Here is a 16,390-nt window from a genome sequence, read left to right as displayed (position 1 = left end):
AGGTGGTTTTTGCGATATTAAATCTTGTATAACTTAGTATATACCTGCTTATCACTCATTATTGTAAAGGTAAACGGCTCTTTTTTGACAATGGCTGTTTGCTTGTTATTTGGCTGTTTGTGCCCATCATGACAAGCAACCAATAAAAGTGTTAAAAAAGCAAGCAATATAATGTTAATTTTCATATATACACCTACCCTTCCTGATAAAAAATAAAGCCCACTCCTTTGGCAAAAAGTTATTTCCCAAAAGAGCAGAGCTGTCTATCGTAATTGTTAAACCTGAGCCGAGCCGCTTGTAAAGTTGGTGTTTTGATAGTACATATTTTTGACAAGCACATTTGGACCAAGGCATTTGACGGCTGGGCAATGGCAGTTTAATGATTTTGCCAAATCGCTTGCCATCCATTTGTCAAAAATGGCAGGTAATGTATCGTGGGCGATATTGCCAAGTGCAGGTGTATCGCCAAAGTCTGTGACAATCACATCGCCTGTGAAAATATTGACATTTAAGCGTGAGCGACCGTCTGGATCATTACGCATTGTGACATTTTTCGCTGAGCGTAAACGTTGTAATAGGCGTTGATCTTCCTCGTTTGTACTACAAGGGTAGAATGGCAGTGTGCCAAATAGCATCCATGTTTGTTCATCGCGAATATCTAATAAGTGATGAATCGCTGCCCGCGTTTCATCTAATGATAATGATGTCAGCGAGCTGGCGAAATCGGATGGGTACATGGGATGCACCTCATGTCGTGCACACTTCATTTCATGAATAATTTGATGGTGAATATGGGCTAAATAAGGCAATGTTTTTTTATTAAGCATCGTTTCAGCAGAGACCATCACGCCATGTTCAGCTAGCATTTGAGCGTTAGTAATCATGCGTTGGAATAAAGCTGCACGTTGGTCATATGTCGGTTTGCGCTCCATCATCGCAAAGCCTGTTTCTACAAACTCATCAATTGTTCCCCAGTTATGGGAAATATGGAGCACATCTAAATAAGGCGCAATCAGTAAATAACGCGCTGGCTCCAATGTTAGGTTGGAGTTGATTTGTGTGCGTACACCTCGCGCATATGCGCATTTCAATAGTGGCAATACATAATTTTGCACAGATTTTTTACTTAGCATCGGTTCGCCGCCTGTAATGCTAATCGTTTTTAAATGAGGGATTTCATCTAAGCGCTGTAAAATTAGCTCAATTGGCAGTGCTTCGGGGTCTTTCTGTTGCAATGTATAACCAACAGCGCAATGTGCACAACGCATATTGCAAAGTGTTGTTGTGGTAAACTCAATATTTGACAGTGTCATCTGTCCATGCTGCTCAACATCTAAATAAGCCTCCCATGGATCAAAGATAGGCGTCATTTTTTGTAAGGTTGTCATCTTTCGTACATCTTCCTTTCTAGCATTCTATTTTCTCATATTCACTGATAATTTTAAATATGAATAAAGAAAAAAGGAGAAGGATTTCAATAGTTGTCAATACAGTAGGTCATTTTACTGTTATTTTTCTAAAAAAACGTTATGATAAATAGAGTAAAAGTCACAATGTTTCGAAGAAAGTGGGAATAACTATGACGAAGTATGAAACACTATTATTTGACGTGGATGACACGTTATTAGATTTTAATGTAGCGGAAAATGCGGCACTGGCTCAAGTGTTTCAGCAGGAAAATATAGCGACTACACCAGCCATGATTGCGCGTTATAAGGAAATTAATGACTCCATGTGGCGGGCTTTTGAGCGTGGGGAGATCACCAAAAATACCCTCCATAACACACGCTTTGCCGTTGCTTTAAAAGAATTTGGCTTTGAGGTGGATGGTGCCTATGTGGAAACGGTTTTTCAAAAATATTTGCAGCAGGCACATCCATATGTAGAGGGAGCCTATGAGGTAATTGCGCATTTAGCAGAGCATTACGATTTATATGTTGTCTCAAACGGTGTAACGATTACACAAAATAAACGACTGACAGATGCCAAGCTAGCGCCCTATTTTAAAGGCATTTTTGTATCAGAGCAAACAGGCTATCAAAAGCCTATGCCCGCCTTTTTCGACTATGTATTTGAGCGTATTGAGCGTTTCCAAAAGGATAAGGCCTTAATTATTGGAGATTCCCTTACATCAGATATAAAAGGTGGCTTACAGGCAGGCATTGATACATGCTGGTTTAATATTCATAATATAGAAAATACAAGTACGATTACACCACATTATGAAATTACCGCCTTACATGAACTACATGGCTTACTCAGCCATAAGGTGCCCCAGTATTAAAAATAAGGCAGTTTCTTTGCGCTCGAGGATGGGCAAAAGAGCTGCTTTTTTTCTGATAGGTATAAAAACCATGAGAACAGGCAAAACCTTTTATAAGACTCGTTCTTTGAAAGGGGAATTATATAATGACAATGGTTTTAACCGTTCAACAACGTCAAAAAGGGCGTCGTTCATCTTTAACACAGCTTAGACAAGATGGAGCTATACCTGGTGTTGTCTATGGCTTTCAAATGACCTCAACAGCCATTTCTTTAGATGCGCGTACATTTGCTAAAATGCTAGCTACGTATGGAACGAATGGTGTGTTTCAATTAGAGCTGGAGGGTCAGCGTGTCAATGCTGTGTTAACAGAGGTGCAGCGCTGTGCATTAAAGGGCAATGTCAAGCATGTCGATTTTAAATCCATTAATATGGCAGAGGAGCTAGAAGTAGATGTGCCAGTCAATCCTATAGGTGATGCTGTTGGTGTTGCGGATGGTGGCTTATTGCTACAGCCAAATCGTGAGGTACGCATTAAAGTGAAGCCAACAGAAATTCCTGAGGCAATTGATATTGATGTTACCAATGTTGCCATTGGCACTTCGCTCTATGTGGGTGATATCCGTCAGCAGTTGCCATTTGAAATTTTGCAGGAGGATGACTATACATTAGTGACAATTACACCACCACCTGCGGAAAATGTACAGGAAGATGATACAGTCGATGAGACACCGGAAGTGATCGAAGCGACAGGGCAAAATACAGCCGAGCCACAAGCATAAGAAAGTGAGCAATCAATTATCAAAATGTTGATTGCTCGCTTTTTTATTTTACGATAGCGCATATATGCGATGAGGTAGACAATACAGGCTACTATTAAGAACGATAGCGGGTAAGAACGATAGCGGGAAAAGCGCATAAGAGCAAAGATGTTTCAAATAAAAAGCAAAAAGGAAAACAACGCCTTCTTTATCGCATAAATCTGGTGTGAAATAAGCATGTTTGCTATTGAAAAAATACACGGCAGGCTGCTGTCTTCATACAAAAGCATGAACCAGATGAAAGTGATTATGTCCCAATTGCTCGCATGTTGCATAAAATACGTTGTGCATCCTCTGCATGAACAGGTGTTATTCGTTTGTATTTCCGTAAATTTACAATAGTTCCTTACATCGCACCCGCTGCATTTCTGACACTGCCCGCGCTCATTTCTTCGATTTTTTGCATTATTGCATAGCCATATAGCGGCTTACATCATGCATAGTTTAGTAATTTATTTTTTTTACGTATTTATCTCCACTATACAATGTACAAAAACATTGTTTTTAGGAAACGATTGCCGTTTTTACACCTGTCCATCGCCATAATAGTTTTTCATTAAAAGCGATCGCAAATTGAACAATTGGTCCAAGTCCAAAAGCCATGAATACTGTACCAATGCCAAGTGGTCCACCGAGTAAAACACCGACAATCGCAACCGTTACCTCCATTGTTGTACGAGCGCGTGTTACACTCCAGCCTAGCTTATGCACCATCATTAACATTAACGTATCACGGGGGCCAATGCCTAAATTGGCAACCATATACATACCACAGCCCCAGCCTAATAAAATTAATCCGATTATATAAGCAAAAAGTTGCAGCCAAAAGCCATGAATGTCAGGTAGCCAGTAGTTAAACACATCAATAAAAATACCTGCTAAAAACATATCTATAAAAGTTCCTGGTAATGGAAATTTTTTTGTTATCAGCATATCAAAGGCTAAAATGGTAAGCCCTAATAAAATAGACCATGTGCCGATTGTTAAGCCGATTGTTTTCGTTAAGCCAATATGCAGTACATCCCAAGAGCCAACACCGAAAAACTGCCCTTTAATCGTTAATGTAATGCCAAACGATAAAACGAAAATTCCTGTGATAAAAAATATACAGCGTGATAAAAAAGCTTGTTTCATTATGTACCCCTCATTGATCCCGTATGAGCATCTTTTTTGTACCGAAAGCGAGGCTGTAAGATCTCGATTTACTGACTAAAGATTCACTTTATACGAAAATTCTTGTTGTCCAATAACGTATTATAGCAGGACATTCCTTATCTGCCCGAAAATTGTCATTTCACATTTTTCAAAAAAAACGGTTGAGCTTTGAGAGAGGAGGGTACACTAAACATGTAGAGGAAAGGATGGGATGAAATGACTTCTGTACGCGAGGAAATTTTAGCAATTTTAAATCGAGAAAAAATAGGTACAATGGCAACAGTGGAAAATGGCAAACCGCATTCTCGTTATATGACATTTCAGCATAAAGATTTTGTTTTATATACCGTTACTAATCAGCATTCTGAGAAAATGGCAGAGCTTCGTAAAAATCCATATGTCCATATTTTATATGGCTATGACAATGGTGGCTTTGGCGATACGTATGTGGAAATAGAGGGCAGGCTAACAGAAGTAGAGGAAGAAGGTTTAAAAAATAAAGTAGCTGAATTTTTCACAAGTCTATTGATTGGCAATCAAGACGACATGGTAACCTTAAAAATTGAACCGCTTCGTATGCGCCTCATGAATAAAAAAGGAGAGCCGCCGAAAGAGTTAACCTTTTCAAATGAAGCGTAACAAAAACGACCTAAGAGGCTTTAGGTCGTTTTCTAATGAATTTATAGCGTACGAGCTTTTAATTGTTTATTTAGAATAGCTGCCTGTGCAAGTGCTTGCTTATCATTGGCAATATCCCCAGGCTTATTACCTTCCCCGATAATATAAAACGTAAACGGCATTTTAATAAAATCAAAGATATATTGGAATTGCTGAATCATTGGTAAAGCTTTGACGGTAGGGTTATCACCACCAACAGCCAAGACAATGGCTTCTGTTGTTGTGAGCTTTTCCTTTAACTGTGGAAAACGTTCATCGCGAATGGCTTGGCTAAAGCGATCTACCATATTTTTCATGATACCGGACATGCTGTACCAATAGATCGGTGTAGCGAACACAACTAGATCACTTGTAAGCAGCGCCTCAATTACTTGGTCATAATCATCCTCCACCAATTGAAAGCCATGGGCATCATGACGTAAATCGGTAATAGGCTCAATGTGTAAATCCTTTAAGTATAATTTTTTATAGGTAATGCCTTCTAGTACAACATCTGTTAAGTGCTCACTATTGCTGTGGGCTCTGGAGCTGCCAATAAATGCCGTAATGTTCATATGGATTCGCCTCTTTCTTTTAAGTTACCTCTAGTGTAAACTGAATTTTATTATCGATAAAGCTGAATGTTTCGATAAAATGTATCGAAAAAATTGAATAGAGGAGGGGAGCAATGGATAGTAAGCAGCTCCAAACATTTTTAATCGCAGCTAAAACCCTAAGCTTTACACAAACAGCCCAGCGTCTGGACTATGCTCAATCAAGCATAACGGCTCAAATCAAAGCATTGGAGCAAGAGCTAGGTGTCCTGCTTTTTGAACGGCTTGGCAAACGCATTGTCCTAACAGAGGAGGGCAAGCATCTACAGCAGTATGCTCAAAAAATGGTAGAGCTAGAGCAGACAATGAAAAAGGCCATGCGTAATGAGCAGGAGCAAATGGTATTAAAGGTGGGCGCACAGGAAAGCCAATGTGTCTATCGTTTACCTAGTATTTTACAGCAATTTCAGCAAGCATATCCACAAGTAAAAATTATTTTTAAGCCTGTACATACGACTGAAATTGCCAAAGAATTATTGCAAACAGGCGCATTAGATATTGCTTTTATTACAGATACCTACCAAGAAACTGTCATGCTACAACGAGAACATTTAACGGAAGAACAGCTTGTTTTTGTGTGTGCTTTCAATCATAAAAGACAGCCATTATCCATGGAAACATTACTGTTAACGGAAGCGGGCTGCTCTTATCGAAATCAATTAGAAACATATTTACAGCAGGAAAAAGTTATGCCACAACAAGTAATTGAATTTGCCAGTATTGAAGCAATTAAGCAATGTGTCATAGCAGGATTAGGCATTACCTATCTACCTAAAATGGTGGTAGAAAGGGAATTACACAATGGCGAATTGATCGAATACCCACTTTCCTTTATACTAGCGCCAATTCATACAGATATTGCTTGGCATAAAGATAAACATGTGCAGCCAGTCCTTCAAGATTTTATTACAATAGCAAAGCAGGGGTATCGACCTTAAAGTAAATGGACTGCATGACATCAAAGCTTTTCCACTTGATGTCATGCGGTTTTATAGTTATTGCTTTTTCAGCGTACCTGAATAATTTGTGCCTTCATTGCGCTCTGCACGACAGTCAATCTCTGTTACTTTGAGCGCATTATTGGATAAACGCTCAAACTCAATCACACAGCGATTACCATTCGCAGACGTATTCATTAATGCTTTATTGCTACTTGTGATGGTAGCAGTCCCCTGAACACTGCCTGAGGCCTTCCCATCATTTGCTGTTAGAGAAATGCCAAAATTCTTATTTGTGGCATTGGTGATAACGGCATCACGTCGGTTAAAATCATTCGCTCCCTTGCCCCATTTATAATAATACGTGTAGATTCCCTCCCAAGCGCTTGTACTAGGTGCTGAGACTTGCAGAGATGGATCAAGCTGGCTTTGTGCATTTTTGGCACGGGTGTTTAATGCTAGCTGATTGGCATTATCATGGCTAGCTTGTGCATCCTCCGAAATTTCATAAAAATTGCGCTCGTCCATACGATACAGCATTGTAACCACCTCGGCGCGGGTAATATTATTTGCTACACCGTAGAATTTTTGTAAATTTCGATCCTCATACTTCGGGTTTTGCCCTGATGAAATATAATAATCGAGTAAAAATTGAATAGATTGATTTAAGTCTTTTTTCCCGCTGGCTAAATGGGCAATCGCCTGTGCCACAACGCCACGTTTAACAGTAGCCGCACGAATACGATTATCAAAATAACCATTTAATGGAACGCTATAGCTAGCGAGTTGATCATAATAGTCATCAGACCAATTGGCAGCAGGTGTCTGCTTGTCTAACTCCTCAATCGGTGACTCCAGCTCATAAAAATTAGCAAGCAGCTTTGCCAATTGCTGTTCTGTAATCGTTGCATTTGGCTTAAACGTCCCATCTGTAAAACCATTCACAATATCATATTCCTCTGCCCACAAAATCGCCTCATACGCATAATGCTCCTCTGAGACATCCTTAAAGCCAGCAGCCTGTACATTGCTCACACTGCCTGCAAGCAGCATAAAAAATAAGATACCTACGAGTTTTTTCATATCGTCAGCCTCATCCTTTCTTACATGTTCTATGTAATAGTTTGCAGGAAATGGATAGAAACTGCAAATGTCTTTTGGCGAAGGCGGGGGAGCATAGCAAAGAGTTGTAAGGAATCCGAGCAAAGGTGGATAGAAAGGGAAGAGCGAAGGATAGCCCGAGCCAAGTAATGGATAGAGCGCAGCGGTAGAACAAAAAATGTAGGGAGTCTGTGCAAGGACGGATAGCTCGAGAAAATTGACAGATAGAGGCTTAGAAGAGACGGATAAACACAGTGCCACTTCAGACTTTCAAGAATTTTAATTAGAGGATGTAGGGACACTAAACTTACAGGATTTCCGCCTAGAAAAAAAATTTAAAAAAGAAATTTTTATAAAAGGGTTGAATTATTTTAACTTATAGCATATATTTTTCCTAAGGGAAACAAAATATCTATGAAGAAAGAAGAGTGAGTGTATGAAAGAGACAGATGATTTCAAGCTGACAATTCTTCCAATGGTGATTTTTCTAATGCTCGCGATACTATGGATGCTTACAGATTCTATAGGAGCAGGAATTATGTTTATTCTTTTCTGGATAAGCTGGCGACAGTTTATTCGAAAAAATAAAATATAAGCCATTGTAGAAAATGCTAGCGGGCATCATGAAAGTTGTCCGCTATCCATTTTCAAGCAATCGCTCAAAACAAGAAAGAAGAGGTAAAGGAATGAAACAATTATTAGGCGTATTGGCCGTATCACTCTCGCTGTTGTTTGGCTGTTCAGCGACAACAGAAGGAGAGAAAGAAGGTATTGTTGTGGCAACAACAGGACAAATTGCAGATGTCATTCAAGAAATTAGTGGCGATCATTTACAGGTATCTGCATTAATGGGATCAGGCGTAGATCCACATCTATACAAGGCAACACAAAGTGATTTATCCAAATTAGAAAAAGCAGAGGTTATTTTTTATAATGGCTTACATTTAGAAGGACAAATGCTCGATATTTTTGAGCAAATGGCCAAGGATAAAACGGTGGTAGCTGTCGGTGAAACAGTAGATGAAAAACAGCTACTTGCTAGTGATGATCATGCCATGCTACACGATCCACATATTTGGTTTGATATTGATATTTGGAAAGAAGTAACAAAGACGATTAGTGAGCAATTACAAGAAGAATATCCAGAATTTAAAGAGGATTTCCAAAAGAATGAAGAAAAGTATGTAAAGGAATTGAATGAATTACAAGCATATGCAAAAGAGCGTGTCAATGAAATTCCACAGCAGCAACGTATTTTAGTAACGGCTCATGATGCCTTTAACTATTTTGGTAGAAGTCAAGGCTTTGAGGTACGTGGCTTACAAGGGCTTAGCACAGAGTCAGAATATGGTGTGAAAGATGTGCAGGAAATGGTAGATTTCTTAGTGGCTAATAAGATTAAGGCGATTTTTGTTGAGTCAAGTGTGTCCGATAAAGCGATGCAGGCTGTTATTGAAGGTGCAAAGGAAAAAGGACACGATATTGTTATCGGTGGAGAGCTGTTCTCGGATGCAATGGGCGCAGAGGGCACGGAAGAAGGCACATATATTGGGATGTATCAGCATAATATCAACACAATTGTTGATGCACTAAAGTAGGTGAAGCAGATGTATGCATTAGCAGTGGAAAATTTATCAGTGGCATATGATAAGAAAACTGTATTAGAAAATGCTTGCGTAGCAGTACCGCAAGGACATTTGGCTGCCATTATTGGGCCAAATGGGGCAGGCAAGTCAACCTTTTTAAAGGCGATTTTAAATCAGCTTCCTAATAAAGTAGGGAGAGTTAAAATTTTAGGGAAAGCATTTGAGCCCAAAAGCTTAGTCGTTGGCTATGTCCCTCAGCGCAATGCCGTTGATTGGGGCTTTCCTACAAATGCACTTGATATTGTGTTAATGGGACGCTATGGTCATATGGGTTTATTGAAAAGACCATCCAAGCAGGATAAATTAATTGCTCGGCAGGCTTTAGCAAGTGTTGGGATGCAGGATTTTGCGGAGCGTTCCATTGGGCAACTGTCAGGAGGACAGCAGCAGCGTGTCTTTCTGGCAAGAGCCCTTGCCCAAAATGCCGATATTTACTTTTTAGATGAGCCATTTGCAGGGGTGGATGCGGCAACAGAAAAGACGATTATTGATATTTTAAAAGACTTAAAGGCACAGGGAAAAAGTATTTTTGTGGTGCATCATGATCTGCAAACCGTTAAAGAATACTTTGATTATACCATTTTATTAAATAAAACAATTTTAGCAGCAGGCGCAACAGAGGATGTTTTTACACCAGAGCAATTACAAAAAACCTATGGTGGCAAACTTTTTATGATGCAGCATGTGTAGGGAGGGTCACGATGTTAAGTGGTAACTTATTATGGGTACTAAGCGGAACAATGTTACTTGGCATTGCGGCTGGCATTACAGGTACTTTCTCCTTCTTACAAAAGCAAAGTCTAGTTGGTGATGCTGCGGCACATGCAGCATTACCAGGCATTGCGCTGGCGTTCCTGCTAACAGGACAAAAGGAATTACCGATTTTAATGCTTGGGGAGGGCATTACCTCTGCTTTATCTGTCTATTGTATTCAATGGATTGTATCATTTTCAAAATTAAAAGCAGATGCAGCCATTGGGTTGGTGCTTACAGTATTTTTTGGTATTGGCATTGTTTTTTTAACGGTTGTCAATCGTAGTCCACTTGGCAATCAAAGCGGGCTGAATAGCTTTATTTTTGGGAAAGCGGCAACCATGACAAAGGCAGATTTACTGTGGCTGTTTATGAGTGCCATCATTATTATTGTGGTAAGTCTTCTATTCTATAAAGAATGGAAACTGCTTATTTTTGACCCTGTTTATGCAAAAGGCATTGGTTTGCCGATCGAGAGGTTAAAGGCAACCTTAACCGTGCTAATTGTCATGACGATTGTTACGGGCATTCAAGCTGTAGGTGTGATTTTAATGTCTGCGCTATTAATTATCCCTGCTGCTAGTGCGAAGCTCTGGACCAATAAATTAAGCTCAATGCTAATTCTCAGTGCCGCTATTGGTGGTATTGCTGGTATAGCAGGTACCTTTATTAGCGCAATCAGAACAGGCTTATCGACAGGGCCAATTATTGTATTGGTGGCAGCAGGGATATTTTTTATTTCTTATTTTATTAGTCCTACAGGCCAAATTCGTCAATATTATCGAAAAAGACAGTTTCGAAAGCAAGGTGATGTAGGATGATTGAATTTTGGGTAATTGTTACAGGGCTGCTAGTGGGCATTACCTGTGGGATTGCAGGTGTCTTTTTAATACTGCGGAAAATGGCCATGATTGCGGATGCCATTAGCCATACGGTATTATTTGGCATTGTAATGGCCTATATCCTTACACAAACACTGAATAGCTTTTGGATGCTTGTTGGGGCAGCACTCGCGGGTATTTTAACGGCTTATCTTGTGCAATTATTACATTCCTCTGGGATTCAGGAGGATGCTGCGATTGGGGTAGTCTTTACATCGTTATTTGCTGCGGGTGTTCTGCTTATTACACTATTTGCGGGGAACGTGCATTTAGATGTTGAGCATGTTTTAATGGGAGAAATTGCTTTTGTGCCGTGGAATCAATGGTCACTGCTTGGTATCACCATGCCGAAAGCTGTCTGGATGCTATTATTCGTGCTAATAATTAATGTAACATTCCTTGTCTTGTTCTTTAAGGAAATGAAGCTGGCAACCTTTGATCCTGTGTATGCCGCATCGATTGGTCTGCCGATTGTCTTTCTTCATTATGCCTTTATGACATCGATTTCCTTTACAACCGTTGCTGCATTTGATAGTGTAGGCGCTATTTTAGTCGTTGCCATGTTAATTGGCCCAGCTGCAACGTCCTATTTAATAAGTAAAACGATTAAGCAAATGTTTCTCTATAGCATGTTGTTTGGTGCGTTGGCGGCTATAATTGGCTATTATTTAGCAAAGCTTTGGGATACTTCCATTGCAGGGATGATGGCAGCAGCTGTAGGTATGCTATTTATGATTGTCTTAATCGGTCAAAAACTAATTGAGCGTAAAAGAAAGGCACATATGCATAAACTAAAAATAACTTAATGAGCAGCCTCGTTGGATATGTTTATCGAACGGGGTTTTTTCTTGGCAATTTCAAAGTAAAGCTCTATGTAAAAATAGTATTTTCGTTAAAAAACGCTATCAACAGGAGTGGCTTATTTTGATGAAGTAAATTTAGTGGTTGACAATGGAAAAATAAAGCATTAATATTCAACTATTCAAGTAATTTATTGAATAATTGAAGGGTGGCTAGCTATATTGAGTGAGCGTAATTTAAAGGATTTATTGTATCAAGAATTCGCTAGAATAGGAAAGAGCTTATCAAGCCCTAAACGATTAGAAATTCTCGATATTCTTTCTCAAGGGCCAAAATCTGTTGACGCATTAGCCAAACATACAGATATGTCAGTGGCGAATGTGTCCCAGCATTTGCAAACACTTTTACATGCGAGGTTAGTAACGTTTACGAAGGAGGGGAATTTTGTTATTTATGAATTAGCAGATGACATCATTGCTGATTTTTTAACAACATTCCACGCTCTAGCTGAAAAGCAATTGCTACAAGTGCAGCAAATCAAGGAAGCCTTTTTAAATCAGCAGCTTGGAATAGAGGGTGTACCACTTTCAGAACTGATGCTTCGTATGGAGCAAGGTGAGGTTTTATTAATTGATGTTCGACCGAAAGAGGAATTTGAGAAAGCGCATATCCCAGGAGCGCTGTCGATTCCTATTGAAGAGCTTGAGGAACAACTAGCTTCTTTACCAACGAACATTGATATTGTGGCTTATTGTAGAGGGCCTTATTGCTTAATGTCAGCACAGGCTGTAGAAATGTTGAAGGCACAAGGCATTAATGCTTTTCGATTAGAGGAAGGCATAAAAGATTGGGCGCAATGGCTAAAAACAAATAATAGCTAATAAAAATTATGACGATGATGGAAAGAAGGAGAAAAATGTTTAACAAAGCACAAGTTTCGGTAGAGACGTATATAGAGTCACCTGAAAAACTAAAAAGCTTATATAAACGTGTATTATTTGTTGTTAGCTTATCGCAAATTTTTGGTGGAGCAGGCCTTGCAGCGGGGGTTACAGTGGGTGCGCTGTTGGCTCAACAAATGCTGGGCACAGATGCCTATGCAGGTGTACCGTCTGCATTATTTACCTTAGGGTCAGCAGTAGCGGCTTTTGCTGTAGGGAAGCTGTCCCAGCGTTATGGACGTCGCTTGGGTTTATCAGGGGGCTTTATTGTTGGCGGGTTAGGGGCTGTTGGCGTTGTGATGGCAGCTGTATTAAATAATGTACCTTTATTATTTGCTGCTCTATTAATCTATGGTGCGGGTACGGCAACCAATTTACAGGCACGCTATGCTGGTACCGATTTAGCCAATAGCAAGCAGCGAGCAACAGCCATTAGTACAACCATGCTAATGACAACATTTGGCGCTGTTTTAGGCCCCAATCTTGTCGAGCTCATGGGGAAAGTGGCACTATCCGTTGGCATTCCAGCGCTGGCAGGGCCTTTTCTATTATCGGCTGCTGCTTTTATTCTAGCAGGTCTAGTGCTTTTTATAATGTTGCGCCCTGATCCTTTAGAAATTGCAAAGGCGATTGAAACCCATAAGCAAAAAAATCAAGAACATAAAGCCCAAACCTTACCTACATCCAGCAATAAAAGAGGTCTGGCTGTAGGGGCAACGGTTATGGTGTTAACGCAAATTGTGATGGTGGCGATTATGACTATGACACCTGTACATATGAAGCATCATGGGCATGGGCTAGCAGAGGTTGGTGTTGTAATAGGCTTCCATGTTGGCGCTATGTATTTGCCATCGCTTGTAACAGGTATTCTTGTCGATAAAATAGGGCGAACAGCGATGAGTATTGCTTCCGGTATTACATTATTATTGGCAGGTCTCTTAGCTGCATTTGCACCAAGTGATTCGATGGTTTTACTGATCGTAGCACTGTCCTTGCTGGGATTAGGCTGGAACTTTGGTTTAATTAGTGGCACGGCCCAAATCGTTGATGCGACAGAGCCCTCCACCCGTGCAAAAACACAGGGAAAAATGGATGTCTTTGTTGCGCTGGCAGGTGCATCTGGTGGTGCACTCTCAGGGATGGTAGTGGCAAATTCAAGCTATGCAGCATTGTCCTTGGCAGGAGGGCTGCTATCCTTACTATTGATTCCTGTGGTGATTTGGTCAAGAAGGGCAACTTCATAACAGTCAAAAATCTTACCCTTGTTGTTTTGGGTAAGATTTTTAAGTGGAATAGTATAGATGTAATCCATACTTCGATAAGCATTGAACTACTTTCTGTTTATAATTAGTATAATTGAATCAATTTCATAATTCGATTTTTTTAAGAGCTTAGACTGCTCCTGTGCCTGATTTTTAATTTTTTAAAATTACGTTGCGTTGTTTTGAAGCTGTCAAAATACATTCATACGATCGACTGCTAATTTGCAGGCATTATAAATAAACGTCACGAGATTGAAGTGCAGTTTGGCTTTTCTACCGGTTCTGTGGCGGACGTTGTTTAACTGAAAGAATTGCTTTAAATAGGCATTTACTCGTTCGACAGCTGTGCGTTCCTTATAAATTGCTTTCCATACTACGGAGCCACGTGCTGGATACGTGTATTTGCGGAGATCTGTTTCACATTTAATTTTAAATACCTTTTGACAGAGCGAATCCTCACGTAATGGACAGGTTGCGCATTCTTTTGGACGCGTGAACTTAAGCGTCTGATATTTTTCATCAAAGCTGTCGTAACAGTAGCTATGTTCACGCACACAGGTTGGACGGAAATGCTCATCAAAACCAACCATTTCGCCTTCGCGTCTTTTCACATAAGGAATCACAGGTTTCATCTCATGTATCCATATTTGGCGATAAATCGCTTCATAATCATAGCCCGCATCGAAAATGGCCGTTGTGAAATGGTTAGGCATGATGTGATTCACCTTTTTTAGTAACGGAATCGCCGCTTTACTATCACTCAGATTTCCGGAAGACATCAGACGCGCCACGATATACTGGCTTTTTGTCGAAACAGCTAAATGCCCTTTAAAGCCGTACCAGAATGTGTTTTTACCATCGCTATTTTTCTTAATGCCCCACTTTGGTTCAATGGGAATTTCTTGCCAAAGAGTCATCAATGGAATGGTTATTTGTACTTCCAACTTCTTTTCATAAGTCGTTTGATTCGCTTCGATTTCGGCTTGTTCAGCGAGCCAGGCAGCACGTTCTTCCTTTGATTTACGCCCCCGTTTTTTCGGAGCGATTTCTTTTTTCTCAGAAGGTTTTGCGGCATCTCTCGCTTCAAAATGTGTCGCGTCAAAACCAAGATGTTCTTCTTCAAGAAAACCTTCTGTAAAAGCAGTCTGAATCAGTTCATCGTGCATGCGATCTAACACATCTGATTGACTAATCGCGTCGACCATACGTGAATACGAGGCTTCAGATGGCACGGTGTCCGAAACTAAAAAGCCACAATCTAAACGAAAGACAAAATCAACCGTTAAACGATTGACCAAATCTTTAACGGTTGGGATACGCTCGACAATGCGAATAATCAATGATTGAATCATCGCCCCGTAATTACATTCACGTGGAGCACCACGCATCGTCTTCTTTCGAAATAGCTGAAAGATCGGCTGCACATCGAAAGTGGCTAAAATCGCATCAAAACGACGAGAACTTTCCATTTTCAATAATTCATGGATGTCAAAAAGGCTCATTTGTTTTACAATCGTCATAGGGCATTCACCTCTTGGTTGATTTTGGTTTGGTCACTTAAATTATACCAAAATGGGGAGGTGCCCGTTTTTTATTGTCTTGAAACCCTTGGGAGACAAGGGGTTAGAATTATGAAATTAACTCAATTATTAAATTAGGATAGGAGATTTTCTATGAAAAACTATCAATTTATTGCTTTATTAGTTGTAACGACCTTTTTAATGGGTTCATCGTTTGCTATCGTTAAATTAGGATTACCATATTCCTCGCCTTTGTTACTAGCAGCACTTCGCTTTATACTGGCAGGAATAATGATGGCTGTTGTTGTTAGGCTGTTCAAAAGACCCCATCCCACCTCAAAGAGAGAATGGAGCAAGCTATTGATGATTGGGGCCTTTCAAACGGCTGGTGTCATGGGATGTATTTTTTTAAGTCTACGGACCATTACAGCAAGTGAGTCTTCAATTTTAACATTTACAAATCCATTACTGGTTGTAATATTTGCCACGATCTTTATCAAAGCACGTTACCAACTCTATCAATGGATAGGCGTTTTGTTTGGCTTAATAGGCGTCATTATTACAATGGGCGCCCAGGTTGAATTGAAAATCGGACTTCTATTTGGATTTTTATCAGCTGTTTTTTGGGCCATTGCAACACTCTTAGCTAAAAAATGGGGGATATTATTTGATACTTGGGTTTTATCAGCCTATCAAATGCTATTTGGCGGGCTACTCCTTTTATTAGGAAGCTTCTTATTAGAGCAACCGTTCTTTGTCATAAATCAGCAGTCATTATTTATTTTGTTTTGGCTGACTATCTTTTCCTCCATTGTTCAATTTGCAGGTTGGTACTATCTTCTGCAAAATAGCGATCCAGGTAAAACAAGTGCGTATTTATTTTTAGCTCCTTTTTTCGGTGTTTTAACAGGCTGGCTGTTATTAGATGAACCATTAAAGCCATCGTTAGCGATCGGTGGGTTATTTATTATCATTGGCATTTATTTAGTGAATCGTACCTTTAGTAAAAAAAGAGACTAGCAGGCGATCTTCAAGTT

The 16,390-nt window shown here is 39.9% G+C and carries 18 protein-coding genes; 12 read left to right on the top strand and 6 right to left on the bottom strand.

All coding sequences use genetic code 11. The annotated features are described in order from the left end of the window. Nucleotides 1–17: 17 nt before the first annotated feature. Nucleotides 18–185: a hypothetical protein gene (locus MHB44_RS12880; RefSeq protein ID WP_161804063.1), complete on the bottom strand. Its 168-nt coding sequence runs from the start codon at nt 183–185 to the stop codon at nt 18–20. Between the two features lie 90 nt (nt 186–275). Further along, nucleotides 276–1,388, bottom strand: coding sequence for a radical SAM/CxCxxxxC motif protein YfkAB (gene yfkAB, locus MHB44_RS12875; RefSeq protein WP_053994588.1), 1,113 nt, complete (start codon nt 1,386–1,388; stop codon nt 276–278). A gap of 191 nt (nt 1,389–1,579) precedes the next feature. Between yfkAB and MHB44_RS12870 the strand changes: the two genes are divergently transcribed. After that, entirely contained in the window at nt 1,580–2,284 is a 705-nt protein-coding gene (locus MHB44_RS12870; RefSeq protein ID WP_341299486.1) for a YjjG family noncanonical pyrimidine nucleotidase, read from the top strand. Between the two features lie 125 nt (nt 2,285–2,409). After that, a complete protein-coding gene (locus MHB44_RS12865; protein ID WP_341299485.1) occupies nt 2,410–3,045 on the top strand; it encodes a 50S ribosomal protein L25/general stress protein Ctc in 636 nt (211 codons plus the stop codon). Between the two features lie 543 nt (nt 3,046–3,588). Here MHB44_RS12865 and MHB44_RS12860 read toward each other — a convergent pair. After that, entirely contained in the window at nt 3,589–4,218 is a 630-nt protein-coding gene (locus MHB44_RS12860) for a YitT family protein (protein ID WP_341299484.1), read from the bottom strand. Between the two features lie 237 nt (nt 4,219–4,455). Between MHB44_RS12860 and MHB44_RS12855 the strand changes: the two genes are divergently transcribed. Further along, nucleotides 4,456–4,878 (top strand): pyridoxamine 5'-phosphate oxidase family protein, encoded by a 423-nt coding sequence (locus MHB44_RS12855; RefSeq protein WP_341299483.1) that lies wholly within the window; start codon nt 4,456–4,458, stop codon nt 4,876–4,878. Nucleotides 4,879–4,919: 41 nt separating this feature from the next. On the opposite strand, the gene MHB44_RS12850 is transcribed toward MHB44_RS12855, so the two are convergent. After that, nucleotides 4,920–5,471: a flavodoxin family protein gene (locus MHB44_RS12850; protein WP_341299482.1), complete on the bottom strand. Its 552-nt coding sequence runs from the start codon at nt 5,469–5,471 to the stop codon at nt 4,920–4,922. A 113-nt stretch (nt 5,472–5,584) separates the two neighbouring features. Between MHB44_RS12850 and MHB44_RS12845 the strand changes: the two genes are divergently transcribed. Beyond that, nucleotides 5,585–6,448, top strand: a complete 864-nt coding sequence (locus tag MHB44_RS12845; protein ID WP_341299481.1) for a LysR family transcriptional regulator — start codon at nt 5,585–5,587, stop codon at nt 6,446–6,448. 57 nt (nt 6,449–6,505) lie between these two features. Here MHB44_RS12845 and MHB44_RS12840 read toward each other — a convergent pair whose 3' ends face one another. Then, nucleotides 6,506–7,531, bottom strand: a complete 1,026-nt coding sequence (locus tag MHB44_RS12840) for an S-layer homology domain-containing protein (RefSeq protein WP_341299480.1) — start codon at nt 7,529–7,531, stop codon at nt 6,506–6,508. Between the two features lie 454 nt (nt 7,532–7,985). Between MHB44_RS12840 and MHB44_RS12835 the strand changes: the two genes are divergently transcribed. From MHB44_RS12835 to MHB44_RS12805, 7 genes are all read left to right on the top strand, one after another. After that, entirely contained in the window at nt 7,986–8,144 is a 159-nt protein-coding gene (locus MHB44_RS12835) for a hypothetical protein (protein WP_341299479.1), read from the top strand. Between the two features lie 91 nt (nt 8,145–8,235). Next, nucleotides 8,236–9,147: a zinc ABC transporter substrate-binding protein gene (locus MHB44_RS12830; RefSeq protein WP_341299478.1), complete on the top strand. Its 912-nt coding sequence runs from the start codon at nt 8,236–8,238 to the stop codon at nt 9,145–9,147. A 9-nt stretch (nt 9,148–9,156) separates the two neighbouring features. Continuing rightward, the gene (locus MHB44_RS12825) at nt 9,157–9,885 is read left to right on the top strand and encodes a metal ABC transporter ATP-binding protein (RefSeq protein ID WP_341299477.1); all 729 of its coding nucleotides are present in this window, start codon (nt 9,157–9,159) and stop codon (nt 9,883–9,885) included. 11 nt (nt 9,886–9,896) lie between these two features. After that, a complete protein-coding gene (locus tag MHB44_RS12820; protein WP_341299476.1) occupies nt 9,897–10,769 on the top strand; it encodes an iron chelate uptake ABC transporter family permease subunit in 873 nt (290 codons plus the stop codon). Next, complete coding sequence (locus MHB44_RS12815; protein ID WP_341299475.1) at nt 10,766–11,635, top strand: metal ABC transporter permease; 870 nt, start codon at nt 10,766–10,768, stop codon at nt 11,633–11,635. The genes MHB44_RS12820 and MHB44_RS12815 overlap by 4 nt, the downstream gene beginning before the upstream one ends. Before the next feature lie 216 nt (nt 11,636–11,851). Continuing rightward, nucleotides 11,852–12,511: a metalloregulator ArsR/SmtB family transcription factor gene (locus MHB44_RS12810; protein WP_053994598.1), complete on the top strand. Its 660-nt coding sequence runs from the start codon at nt 11,852–11,854 to the stop codon at nt 12,509–12,511. A gap of 35 nt (nt 12,512–12,546) precedes the next feature. Further along, complete coding sequence (locus MHB44_RS12805) at nt 12,547–13,815, top strand: MFS transporter (protein ID WP_053994599.1); 1,269 nt, start codon at nt 12,547–12,549, stop codon at nt 13,813–13,815. 209 nt (nt 13,816–14,024) lie between these two features. On the opposite strand, the gene MHB44_RS12800 is transcribed toward MHB44_RS12805, so the two are convergent. Next, nucleotides 14,025–15,353, bottom strand: coding sequence for a transposase (locus MHB44_RS12800; RefSeq protein WP_053993626.1), 1,329 nt, complete (start codon nt 15,351–15,353; stop codon nt 14,025–14,027). Nucleotides 15,354–15,506: 153 nt separating this feature from the next. Here MHB44_RS12800 and MHB44_RS12795 point away from each other — a divergent pair, with 153 nt between their 5' ends. Continuing rightward, on the top strand, nt 15,507–16,373 hold the full coding sequence (locus tag MHB44_RS12795; protein ID WP_341299474.1) for a DMT family transporter: 867 nt from the start codon (nt 15,507–15,509) through the stop codon (nt 16,371–16,373). The last annotated feature ends 17 nt before the right edge of the window (nt 16,374–16,390 follow it).

Source organism: Lysinibacillus sp. FSL H8-0500 (assembly GCF_038051955.1).
GTDB classification, from domain to species: Bacteria; Bacillota; Bacilli; order Bacillales_A; family Planococcaceae; genus Lysinibacillus; species Lysinibacillus macroides.
Note: the sequence above shows the minus strand (reverse complement) of the source record. Positions and strands in the feature narration are given on the sequence as shown.